This window comes from uncultured Succinivibrio sp. (assembly GCF_902756765.1).
In the GTDB taxonomy this organism is placed as follows: Bacteria; Pseudomonadota; Gammaproteobacteria; order Enterobacterales; family Succinivibrionaceae; genus Succinivibrio.
In genome coordinates this window covers 1-11,558 of sequence record NZ_CACVSS010000061.1, presented here as the reverse complement: position 1 = coordinate 11,558, position 11,558 = coordinate 1, and the positions used below count along the sequence as shown (strand labels likewise).

The following is an 11,558-nucleotide window of genomic DNA, read 5'->3' as shown; positions in this document are numbered from 1 at the left end:
CCTGTGCCTTAAGCGCTGCAAGCTCCTGAGCCTTATGTACTGCCGTACCGAAGGTAGAAAATACTAAACTCATCGGATCAATAGCATAGTCATTGATTTTCATGAGATAGCTTTCACGGGCTCCACGGATAAGCTCCGTAACCGAGAACCTGTCAAGCTTTCTGTCCCTGCAGCCGGCAGCAAGGCTGTAAAGTGTAGGTCTTGCAATGCAGGCATGCCCGTAGACACATCCTGCAAGACATTGTTCTATTGTAACCTGTTCGCCGTTAGGGCATATAAAATTTTTAGCTGTCATAATTATTCCTCCTTGACATTCAAATTTCATATTATACCTTCGAAAACAAAACACGCTTTCCAGACACGATTTAGGTATTAGCTACCTATCAGTGTTTGGAAAGCGTGTGATTTTACTTCCACATTCTCTGCATAATTTCGCTTTTGAGGAAAAATTTGATTTTATCTTCAGTTTTTACAGGATGAAGTTTATCTCTTGCGACAAGATCACTTATATTTTGCCTGGTACAGTTAAGCAGTTTCGCTGCTTCAGCTGTACTGATAACCCTATTGGCTAAAAAGCTGATAAAGTCATCCATACATAACGGAATATTTATTCCGATATCATAAAGTACCGAGTCTGGTATTACTGCATTTTCTCCCCAGTATATACTATATCCTCCCGTTTGAACAGACACTCTATCAAACAATGCTTTTGAAGCTAAAACAGGCTTAAAAAATCTATCATCTTTCTTAAGGTTATTGATATCGCAACGCTTTACCTCTCCGTTTCTGAAGAAAACCAAAAGACTGTTATTGTTTAGCGGTATAACATCCTCTACCTTTTTTGCATATCGTTCACCAAATTTCTTTAGCACAACGGCTTCGTCTATGGGAACAAGATAATAACTGTCTTGTGCACATCTACCATGACCTAACATCAGCAAATCAAATTCATTATATTCTGTAAGAGCATTATCTTTTAATACCTGACCAAGATTTTGTCTGTCTGTCGGTACAATCCTTTGTTGAACCCACAGCCTGCTCCAGTATGAATTTATCGTTTTATAACCTTTTTTTGCAAAAGATGCTAAAAGGAGCGGTGTCTCCCAGGGGTCTGCATCATCTGGCAACTCAATATAGAAGCGTTTATCTGCTTCATAGTAAATCAAGTAAGCTAAATCTTTATTGCTGTATTCTTCCTCATCCCTGATTGCAAATACCTTCATAAACCTGCCACCTTTTCCATATCATAGCCCATATTTTATCACGCCATGGCTTTGGCAATATATCTTCCAGCCCTTCCATTAACAAAACCTCATCAGTTTCTTTTAAAGAGCTAAGCCTAGGACGTTTGTCTTTGGGTATAATTTTCAGGTTGCTAAGGACAGAATTGCTGCCGACACAGCACTGTACACGCAAATCTGACAGAACATCAAATTTTTGCAGTGCTTCTTCATCCATGCAACTGAAAGCCAGAGATAATCCGTGGTCAAAAAGAGGAGCCAAGCGCATGGTCTTTTTACGTCTATTCCTGAGCACTTCAATATTGGCTCCGTGTCTGTCCCTGTTTAAAATCAAATAATCTATAACCAGCATCTGATATATATATTCTTCCCAGCCCTGTCTTATACAGAACTCCAGTAGATTCTCACCGTTATTTCTTTCTGCTTGGAAGTATGCATCTAAAGCGATTTTGCTTTCTCCTGGTTCTTTGAAATCTTCGGACATACATACATAGGTATCAATGGCTTTATCGTCTAATACAATGTTGGCGTGTATGAGATTGTAAGCTAAATGCGGGATACCAAGTAAAGTTAGTAAGCGGTCAACAATAATTTCATTTATACTTTCATGTCCCACGATACCTTCTTCGATATTGTAATTAGATAGTTTATAATATTTTTTCTTCGTTCCGAAGTCATCGTAGGCTTTTAAAAACGAACCTGCGGTTCCTGAGGAATTTCTTATTTTAGTCCAGGATAAATAGGTCAAATCCTGTAAGTCTTTAATAATTTTGGCGTCCATTACTATCACCTCGCGATAATAAGTATAATAAATAACTTGACATATGTCAAGATATTTATTATACCACTTGTCATATGTCAAGTCGTGCCAAAATTCTACGCAACTTCTTTATTTTTTTCGATAAGTTTTCCGCAGTCAGGACAATATTTCGGGATTTCTCCGAAGAACTTTTTCCTGCATTCACGGCATAATTTTCTTTTAATGATTTTTCCCTCAGTAATGATAACTGTCGTTTTCTTTTCCATGATTCACCTCTTTATACATAATTCTTCTATAATTATTATGGTATTTTTATATAATTTTTCCATATAAATTATTCTAGCCATTCGTTTTCCATATCCACGTTGATTCCTACCTCACGTCTAAGTTCGAGGATACCAAGCTCAGTCGTTACTTCAAAGTCTTCGATATTTTCGCCTATCCTGATAAAGTCATAAGGATGATCTATATCGTCAAGCTCTTTAAGATAGTTCTTTAAAAACTCATACCTTTCTCAAATTATCCGTAACCCTTACGTCTTCCATGCTGGGCTTCGGGTCGCCTGACGGATGGTTATGGGCTATGATAAACGAGGTTCCGTTATGACGCATGACGCTCATCAGAATCTCACGCTGGCTTACTACGGTATTAACGGCAGAGCCTACCGAGACTACGTCCTTGCCTACTACCATGTTCTTGCAGTTAAGCGACAGGACCAGGAACATTTCTTTTTCAAGATACTGAAGCTCGGTTGCAAGATATAACGCAGTAGTAGCAGGATCGCTGAAGTGCTGCAGGTCGGGAAGCTTTCCTTTAGCCATCCGTCTGCCAAGTTCTACAGCTGCAGCCAGTCTTTCCCTGCATCTAGCAGTAAGCCCTGATGCTCTGTCCGGAATACCGTAAAGATTTGCAAGCGCTCTGTAAAGGTCAGGAGTCCTTTCAAGAAACCGCTTCACTGATTCTGTCTTGCCTATGATGAGCTCGATAAGTTCATCGTCACTAATCGATTTAATCTCTTCTCCCATGTGATAAAGAAGAAAACCATTTTACCCTGCAACCTGAAGAGATTGACAGCGTAAAATGGCTTGATTTTGACATATGCCTGGAATCCGTGAAAAATAATGCATTTCCACATTGCATAGACGTTGAAGAGCTTGAACTGCTCTATAAAAATATAATTTAACGGAGGATTTTAAAAGTAAGCTCTGCTGTTAAAGCTGAAGCTGCCAAGATTGAAATCCCTAAACCCAAAAAGACCAAAGCTAAAAAAGCCAAGAAATAATTGACAGCCTTTGGAGCCGTGAAAAAACTTAACGTTTTTTCACGGCCCCTTCTTTTTTATGCAGATTTTATCGTTAACCCTACTTGTTTACTAGGTTGACAATGAATTTGGTTAGCTTTATAATGAGTCTAAGTTAACCAATTAACGAAAGGCGGTAAACGTAAAATTATGGGAAAAGGAATATTTATTACTGCAACAGGAACAGATGTAGGTAAGACCTACGTAACTGGTTTACTCGTAAAGAAATTGCGTGAAGCTGGACTAAATGCAGGCTATTATAAGGCAGCACTCAGCGGTGCGGAAATTACTCCAGAAGGCCTGCTACCAGGAGATGCAGACTTTGTAAGACGAATGGCTGGTTTAGATGTAAAACCTCAAGAACTAGTTTCCTACATCTACGAAGAAGCTGTATCGCCCCACTTAGCAGCTCTTCGCGAAGGCAATCCTGTGGAACTAGCTAAAATTTCCGAGGATTATGCCAAAAGTCTAGAAAAATATGAATACGTAACTATGGAAGGTAGTGGTGGTATTATTTGTCCAATCCGTTGGGACGAACAACATATATTGCTAGAAGACATCATAAAAGAACTTAATTTAGGTACTCTTGTAATTTCTACTGCCGCACTGGGATCAATAAACGCATGTATCTTAACTATTTTTTATCTAAAAGAACATGACATTCCAGTACGAGGCATAATATTAAACAATTATGATGACAATGACTTTATGCAAGTTGATAACAAAAAAATGATAGAAGCAATTGGTGGAGTGCCCATCTTAGCCTGCGTTCCACCCAATGCAGATAATCTTGAAATCGACGTCGACCTGCTAACAAGCTTATATAAATAATGTTTTAAGAGGAGAATTAAAATGGATAGAATGAATGAATTAGCACAAAGAGATTTTGCTCACATTTGGCACCCCTGCTGTCAAATGAAAGATTACGAAACACTTCCTTCCATCGTTATTGATCATGGTGAAGGTGCTTACTTATACGATGTTAACGGCAATAGCTATTTAGACATTATTTCCAGCTGGTGGTGCAATCTTTTAGGACACTGTAACCCCAAAATCAATGCTGCTGTAAAAGCCCAACTGGACAAATTAGAACACGTAATTTTCGTTAACTTCTCTCACGAAACAGCAATCGATTTAGCTGATAAACTTGTAAATATTCTTCCCAAAGGACTTAACAAGTTAAATTTTGCAGATAATGGCTCTGCTGCAGTAGAAATAGCTTTAAAATTAGCATTCCAATATCAACATCAAACAGGACATTCTGAAAAAACTCGTTTCATGTGCTTATCAGAAGGCTATCATGGAGAAACTATTGGCGCCCTTTCTGTTGGTAGCATGGACTTGTTTGCACAGATTTATAAGCCAATGATGATGAACAACATCCACGTTGAAGCACCTGACTGCTATCGTTGTCCGTTTAATAAAAACAGAGAATGTTGCGAATGTGAATGTTTTAAATACGCAGAAGAAGCCTTTGCAAATTATGCCAAGGAAACCGTAGCAATTATCGTTGAACCAATTGTTCAAGGCTGTGCTGGTATGCGCATATATCCCCCTCTTTACTTAAAGAAATTACGTCAGCTCTGCAACGAATATGGTGTTCTTTTGATTGCGGATGAAATCGCAACAGGGTTTGGCCGTACAGGCAAAATGTTTGCTTGTGACCATGCTGATATTACACCTGATATCATGTGCATTAGTAAAGCACTTACCGGTGGTTATATGCCTATGTCCATTGTTTGTACTACTGATAAAATCTATGATGCATTCTATGCAGATTACAACGAAGGCAAACAATTTATGCATAGCCATACCTATGCTGGCAATCCATTAGGCTGTTCCACTGCTTTAGCTGTACTGAAAATCCTTGAAGAAGATAAAATTTTAGAAAAATGTCAACCCAAAGCTGAATATTTCAACAATCTGCTCAACGAAGCTTTTGGCAATCATAAAAACATCGGTGAAATCCGCCATATAAATTTAATCAATGCATTAGAACTTGTTACAGATAAACAAACAAAAACTGGTTTTGACGGCAAACTACGCATAGGCTACGAAATCTATAAGAAAGCACTGCCCCACGGACTGTTGCTACGCCCACTTGGTAATGTTATTTATTTTAATCCACCTCTTAACATTGAAGAAAAGGATTTAGAAAAAGCTGTACGCCTTGCAAAAATTGCTATGGATGAAGTTTTAGGTTAAAAATGAAAAACAGGTTTTCCAAAACCATAGCGCATACTGGTATTTTAGCTACAATCATTCTCTTGTCAGGAATAATTAAAATTCCCTCTGTTTTTCCAGGTGGCGAATTTCAATTATCAGCTCCTATCGCAGTTCTAATTTGCGCCCTATTTGGGTTTAAAACTTATATAACAGCTGGTGTTTTAGCAAGTGTTCTTGGGCTTATCCTTGGTTTGACCAATATATTTAATATAATCATAGCAATGACCTTCAGACTTGTTGTAGGACTAATAATAGCTGTCGGAGGTAAAAATTTCTTAACATTGATTGTCGCCGGACCCATAGGAACAATTATGGCCCGTCTAACTTTAGCACAAATAACTCAAGTAGATTGGCAGATACTCGTTATAGCCGCCGTACCAGGAATGCTTTACACTGCAATAACAATTTTAGTGGCTTATAAGCCAGCACAAATTCTTTTTAAGAGAATGAATCTTTAAATATAACAGATTGGAGAAACCATGACTTTATACAGCATAAAAATGCGTGCTTCACAAAAAGAACACCATGTTTCTGGAGCCGAACGCATTCTCGAAAAAAAACAATTAGCTAGTGCAGTTGGCACCTTGACCGAAAGAGCTTTACAGCATAGTTTAGGCACTGCAGACTTTATCAACCTAAAAATAGAAGAAATTAGTGAAGAAGCTGTTCTCAGACTACCAGCCCTCCCAGTTACAACAAAACCAAGCCAAAATATCGAAGATAGCTTTTCAGTAATGGCAAGTATGCTAAATGAACTTGGTATTACCAATCCTGATAAACTTATTACTTTGTTACGCAACGTTAAACCTATGCGTGGTGCTGTTTTGTATGATATTGCCACAAACCAAAGAATTGATCCCAATCAAGAACGTGGCATACGCGTAACATATATGGATGCAACAGATTCAGATTCTCTTTCAAGCAATAAGAATCATTTCCGCGAAGCACTTGTATTAGCAACAAAAGTTGTAAATACTCCTGGTATGGTTGCAGAGCTATGTATTTCTGATGATCCAGATTATGTAACAGGCTACCTTGCTTCAAAAATGCATGGTTATACTAGAATTATGCCGCTTAAAAATGTTGGCGACCCCCATGGAGGAAGAATATTCATCTTTGATAGTCGCCAAGCTAAGCCTGAAGAAGCAATTCATTTTCTTGAAAAAGTTCCAGTATTAGTAGATAGCCTCCCAACAGAAAAAATAACCATCGAAGCCCCTGAAATTTCCATCAATAATAAATTAGATGAACTTAAAAAGAATGCACTGTTCCGTTCCATGCGTACTATGAACAGTGAACAAAGCAAATATGCTATTGTAAATGAGAAAAAACAACTACTCATGTCTTCCAACAGTTATCTTGATTTAGCAGCTAATCCACGCGTTAAAGAGGCAGCAGCACGAGCCGTTCTATTATGGGGTGCAGGTAGCGGAGGCAGTCGTTTGACTACTGGTAATACTGCTTTAGCAGAAGAACTAGAGAAAGCATTGGCTAAATTTAAGAGAAAGGAAGCAACACTTCTGTTTAACACGGGCTATATGGCTAATGTTGGCATTATCAGCGCTTTAACTGATAAAGAAAGTGTTATTTTTAGTGATGAATTTAACCATGCTAGTATTATCGATGGCAGTCGCTTGAGCGGGGCTAAAATAATCGTGTATAAGCATAATGATATGCAAGATTTAGAAACAAAAATAGTATCCACTCAGTATCGCAAAGGTCTTATCGTTAGTGATGCAGTTTTTTCTATGGATGGAGATATTGCTAATTTGCCAGAAATAGTTAAATTAAGTCAAAAATATCACTTGCTATCTATGTTGGACGAAGCACATGCAACAGGCGTAATTGGAGCTAACGGACAGGGCATTGTAGAGTATTTCAATTATACTGCCGAACCAGACATTATTATGGGTACATTAAGCAAATCACTAGGTTCTGAAGGTGGTTTTGCGTGTGCTAGCAATGCTATAATCAATTATCTAATCAACAAAGCTCGTAGCTTTATTTTCTCTACTGCTCAATGTCCTGCAGCCTTGGGCGCAGCATTAGAAGCTCTGAAGTTAATCGAAGAAGATAATGCTCTTGTTAAACAATTACAACATAATGTTGACTACTTCTGTGCTTGCTTAAGAAGACAAGGCATAAATGCCAATTCTCCAACTCCTATTATTCCCATAATCATAGGTGACGAAGCTAAGGCAATGTCTGTAGCAAAGGAGTTAGAAAACGAAGGTGTTTTGATTCCTGCTATTCGTTATCCTACAGTGCCTAAGGGTACTGCACGCCTCAGAGTTGCACTTATGGCTACTCACACTGACGAAGAACTTGAGCATACTGCACACCTTATTTCCAAGGCAATAAAGAAATATCAATAATTTTAGTTTTCTTTTGCAAACAAAAAACAGTTCATTAAAGCACTGCGCGCGTAAAGTATGTTATTTAAAGTATAAGGGGCTGTGAAAAAACGTTAAGTTTTTTCACGGCTCCTTTTTATTTTTTGTGATGGTATTGAAATTTCAGCAATCTACGTTAGTTATTTTATAATATATTATAAATAATTATATTTAATAGATTAATATATGGTTTAGATTATTATAGGCTTAGATGTAGATAATATATAACTGGTATAAAGATATCTGTGCCTATTAAAAATAAAAGGACAGGGCATTTTTACCCTGTCCAGCAATGCGTTTAGAATAATTGTCCTGGAAGCTTCAGCTTTTCTTTAAACGGAAATGTCTTTTCATATTCTTTAAAGCCGATTGCATCTTTTTCAACGGCAAAATATCCTTCCGGCGTAGAATATTCTCCAGTAACACCATTTAAATAGCCTAGAATCAGTTCTTTGCAAAGAAAGAAGGACGCGTCTTCACCTTCAGGTAGACCATGATAGCGTATCCCGTATTTCGAGGCAAATTTAAACCCGCTTTTACCATAGAAATCAATATTACCTTCGAAACATACCGCTCCAAAACCTAGTTCCTTGGCTTTTTCAAGAGAATAGTCGAGAAGAAGCTTTCCGTATCCCATTCTCTTATATTGGTTATCTATGCAGATAGGTCCCATGGTAAGAATCTAGTAATTTCATAAGCTTCTTCCACGATAATTATACTGTCGACAGGTACATCGAATATGACGGCAAGCCTGAAAAGATTATCTACTGTAGGCAGGCTTTTCCCATAAATCCATTTGTAGACGGCATATGTTGTCTGAAATTCCAGAATCTCTTGCAGATCCCTGACGCTAAGACCTCGTGCCCGCATCAGGGATTCAATATTTCGGCCTGTTGCTTCCATATTGACAACAGGCTTTTGTATGTCATTTTAGTCATCCAACCTTTCTAAATACGTTCTTTCGGATAAAAATAAAAACTGCTTCCTATGTTTGCCGTACATGGGTAAGCAGTTATCTTAGAACCATATCAGATTATGTTGGAAATCCTACTCTTATATCTGGTGTTAATATATTTTTAGAGGAATATTCCAAGCAAAATCTTTATTGCCTATCCATTTTAAGCAAACGCAAATAAACTTCACCGGCTTATGCAAGCTAAACGGTGCAGCTGGGAATAATTTGCTATGTTTGGGTAAGTGCAATAAAGATAATAACATTTTTAGCTTTTTCCTCCTGAATTTCATATTTCTAAAAGATTTTTATATTCTATCACACAAAAAGGATTTTGTCATTATACCAATAGTATAAAATTTGGTGTCGATGGTCGGATTTGAACCGACAAGGGATATCCCAACGGATTTTAAGTCCGTCGCGTGTGCCAATTTCGCCACACCGACATATATGGTGGACCCTTCCGGAATTGAACCAGAGCCTCCTGTTCTTCAGACAGGCGCTCTACCTACTGAGCTAAAGGTCCGTGGTATCGGCAGCCGGACTTGAACCGGCAAGGGTGTAACCCAAAAGTTTTTGAGACTTCCGCGTATGCCAATTCCGCCATACCGATATTATCATTATGGTGAGTTCAGCAGGACTTGAACCTGCGACCATCCGATTAAGAGTCGGAAGCTCTACCAGCTGAGCTATGAACCCGTATATGGTCCGGATGACGCGATTTGAACACGCAACCACTCGCTCCCAAGGCGAGTGCTCTACCAAATTGAGCTACATCCGGATGTGGTCGCGGAGGCAGGACTCGAACCTGCGACACCTGGCTTATGAGGCCAGTAACCTGCCACTGGTTTACTCCGCAATAAAATGGTGGGTATTAAAGGATTTGAACCTTTGACCCTCCGATTAAAAGTCAGGTGGCTTTTTTCTGTGTGTGAAAATCCCTTGCTTTGGTATCTGCCAGTTGCAGCAAGCCCTTCGATTTTAGCTCCGACGCGCGTTACGTTTTTTCCCTGAGCTAATCGACATTTTATAATTAAATATTGCCTGTTTAGTACACATAGTTAGATAAAAAAGTATTTAACGCCATCTCCATTCTATTCAGGAGATGGCCATTTTTATTAAAGGGGTGATTTTATATGCTTTACGGCTACATTCGTTTTACTGTTGGTGACAACCAAGATAATTCTTTAGAAGCCCAAACCAATTTATTAAAAAAAAACGGTTGCAACAATATTTACGTAGAGGATTCTGCATGCACAGCCGCATACCATCCAGTGTTTGAAAGCCTAATCCTGAATATATTAGAAAAAGACGATACCCTGGTAGTATGCAAGGCCGATAGGTTCGCTCATAGCATAAAAGAATGCGTAAGTGTTATATTCTACAATCAAACGTACCAAAGCAATATTATGCTCTGTTTTCAGCAGTATCCGGGATAACGGGTTCATTGATTACGATCGGTTACCAACAGAAGGTGCAAAACTACCACCCAAAACAGCTACTAAATATATCTCAATCCCGCGCCGGGCTTTTAGCGCTGAACATTTAGAAAAAATAGTTGATGCCTCTCGGAATTTTACCTGCAACGGAAAAACCTGTAAAATCTATACTGCTGCACTGCTGATTCTCACACGAACCGGTCTGCGCCTTTCTGAGTTGTTAGGGCTGTGCCGTAAGGATATTGTTATTATAAACGATGAAGAACTGACCATATCCATAAATCGCTCTGTGCATACAATAAAGAATGCTTCAAATAACGGAAACAGCTGGATAATCGGATTAACGAAGTCTGAAAAATCTCGGCGCACGCTAATGATAAAAGATGAACGCTGTGTTACGTTGATACGTTATATTTTATCTTTAACAAACAGACCCGTATTTTATGAAAATCAGGAATATAACTTCCTTTTTGCTACCAGAACCGGACGACCTATAAGCAAAAGTAATTTTACGCGGAATTTTGTTAAGATACGTAAGGTAATCGGTAGCGATATCCGGATTCACGAAATACGGCACAGCGTCGCCACACTGATGGCCAACAACCCGGCTATCAGCTACAACAACGCTGCCGCATTTATGGGTCATAGCCTAAATGTGTTTATGCGCTATTACGTACATCCTGGCGATGATTACTTAAATAGCTGTAGTGACGCAATTAACAGCGCTTTTAAAAGAAAGTAACGGCCTATCTGTGTTGCAAATCTTCGTCTAATGTTTTGGCCTGTAAAAACACCTTAAGAAATTAAGGATTTTAACTGCTTTCTACTTTGATTGTGTTCTTTAACAGAAGACACCGGTAAAGAATCAAACTGAAATGACCGTTTTTTTACAAAAAAAGTGTCACTTTTAAAAGAACCTCTTTTAGAAAAAAATTATTTTTGTAATCTTTGTCTTTCATTCTCGATTTTTGACACATTTTGGTGTTTTGACACATTCTCTGTGGACAAAGCAGTAATTATTTTGCCAACTATTGCCAAATGTTTAGTCAGCACAGATTCTCGTTTCACAATAGTCACTTAAAATAAAAATCGCCATCCGGAACCAATTCCGAATGACGTAAACCCGCTATTTTACTAGTCTGCGCATAATTTTTTTTAAAAAGAGCAAAAAAAATGGTGATCCATCCGCGACTCGAACGCGGGACACCCTGATTAAAAGTCAGGTGCTCTGCCAACTGAGCTAATGG

13 protein-coding genes and 6 tRNA genes are annotated in these 11,558 nt (G+C 38.5%); 6 read left to right on the top strand and 13 right to left on the bottom strand.

The genetic code is table 11. From position 1 onward, the window contains the following. The 5 genes from QZU45_RS08755 to QZU45_RS08735 form a co-directional block, all read right to left on the bottom strand. The coding region (locus QZU45_RS08755) for a hypothetical protein (protein ID WP_295354244.1) at positions 1–295 on the bottom strand (295 nt) is incomplete at its 3' end. A gap of 112 nt (positions 296–407) precedes the next feature. After that, the gene (locus QZU45_RS08750; protein WP_295354242.1) at positions 408–1,223 is read right to left on the bottom strand and encodes a helix-turn-helix domain-containing protein; all 816 of its coding nucleotides are present in this window, start codon (positions 1,221–1,223) and stop codon (positions 408–410) included. Next, on the bottom strand, positions 1,198–2,022 hold the full coding sequence (locus QZU45_RS08745; protein ID WP_295354239.1) for a hypothetical protein: 825 nt from the start codon (positions 2,020–2,022) through the stop codon (positions 1,198–1,200). Before QZU45_RS08745 ends, QZU45_RS08750 begins: the two co-directional genes overlap by 26 nt. A 95-nt stretch (positions 2,023–2,117) precedes the next feature. Then, the gene (locus QZU45_RS08740) at positions 2,118–2,267 is read right to left on the bottom strand and encodes a hypothetical protein (RefSeq protein WP_295354237.1); all 150 of its coding nucleotides are present in this window, start codon (positions 2,265–2,267) and stop codon (positions 2,118–2,120) included. Between the two features lie 237 nt (positions 2,268–2,504). Further along, a complete protein-coding gene (locus tag QZU45_RS08735) occupies positions 2,505–3,026 on the bottom strand; it encodes a JAB domain-containing protein (RefSeq protein ID WP_295354235.1) in 522 nt (173 codons plus the stop codon). A 425-nt stretch (positions 3,027–3,451) separates the two neighbouring features. On the opposite strand from QZU45_RS08735, the gene bioD reads away from it, so the two are divergent. From bioD to bioF, 4 genes are read left to right on the top strand one after another with little or no spacing between them, the layout of a single operon-like run. Then, entirely contained in the window at positions 3,452–4,132 is a 681-nt protein-coding gene (gene bioD / locus QZU45_RS08730; RefSeq protein ID WP_295354232.1) for a dethiobiotin synthase, read from the top strand. 21 nt (positions 4,133–4,153) lie between these two features. Then, entirely contained in the window at positions 4,154–5,506 is a 1,353-nt protein-coding gene (gene bioA, locus QZU45_RS08725) for an adenosylmethionine--8-amino-7-oxononanoate transaminase (RefSeq protein ID WP_295354229.1), read from the top strand. A 2-nt stretch (positions 5,507–5,508) separates the two neighbouring features. After that, entirely contained in the window at positions 5,509–5,985 is a 477-nt protein-coding gene (locus tag QZU45_RS08720; protein WP_295354226.1) for a hypothetical protein, read from the top strand. A gap of 21 nt (positions 5,986–6,006) precedes the next feature. Then, a complete protein-coding gene (gene bioF / locus QZU45_RS08715) occupies positions 6,007–7,902 on the top strand; it encodes an 8-amino-7-oxononanoate synthase (RefSeq protein WP_295354223.1) in 1,896 nt (631 codons plus the stop codon). Between the two features lie 316 nt (positions 7,903–8,218). On the opposite strand, the gene QZU45_RS08710 is transcribed toward bioF, so the two are convergent. The 8 genes from QZU45_RS08710 to QZU45_RS08680 all read right to left on the bottom strand — a co-directional run bounded on the left by QZU45_RS08710 (position 8,219) and on the right by QZU45_RS08680 (position 9,731). After that, the gene (locus QZU45_RS08710) at positions 8,219–8,593 is read right to left on the bottom strand and encodes a GNAT family N-acetyltransferase (protein WP_295354220.1); all 375 of its coding nucleotides are present in this window, start codon (positions 8,591–8,593) and stop codon (positions 8,219–8,221) included. Beyond that, a complete protein-coding gene (locus tag QZU45_RS12510) occupies positions 8,575–8,790 on the bottom strand; it encodes a helix-turn-helix transcriptional regulator (RefSeq protein ID WP_366925488.1) in 216 nt (71 codons plus the stop codon). The genes QZU45_RS08710 and QZU45_RS12510 overlap by 19 nt, the downstream gene beginning before the upstream one ends. A gap of 443 nt (positions 8,791–9,233) precedes the next feature. Next, positions 9,234–9,318: transfer RNA gene (locus tag QZU45_RS08705), tRNA-Leu, on the bottom strand. 5 nt (positions 9,319–9,323) lie between these two features. After that, a tRNA-Phe gene (locus QZU45_RS08700) sits at positions 9,324–9,398 on the bottom strand. A 1-nt stretch (position 9,399) separates the two neighbouring features. After that, positions 9,400–9,485: transfer RNA gene (locus QZU45_RS08695), tRNA-Leu, on the bottom strand. A gap of 10 nt (positions 9,486–9,495) precedes the next feature. Then, a tRNA-Lys gene (locus QZU45_RS08690) sits at positions 9,496–9,571 on the bottom strand. 5 nt (positions 9,572–9,576) lie between these two features. Further along, positions 9,577–9,653, bottom strand: a tRNA-Pro gene (locus tag QZU45_RS08685). 3 nt (positions 9,654–9,656) lie between these two features. Continuing rightward, positions 9,657–9,731, bottom strand: a tRNA-Met gene (locus QZU45_RS08680). 277 nt (positions 9,732–10,008) lie between these two features. Between QZU45_RS08680 and QZU45_RS12505 the strand changes: the two genes are divergently transcribed. Further along, the gene (locus QZU45_RS12505; protein WP_366508669.1) at positions 10,009–10,311 is read left to right on the top strand and encodes a recombinase family protein; all 303 of its coding nucleotides are present in this window, start codon (positions 10,009–10,011) and stop codon (positions 10,309–10,311) included. Then, positions 10,244–11,053, top strand: a complete 810-nt coding sequence (locus QZU45_RS08675; protein ID WP_295354217.1) for a site-specific integrase — start codon at positions 10,244–10,246, stop codon at positions 11,051–11,053. The genes QZU45_RS12505 and QZU45_RS08675 overlap by 68 nt, the downstream gene beginning before the upstream one ends. The last annotated feature ends 505 nt before the right edge of the window (positions 11,054–11,558 follow it).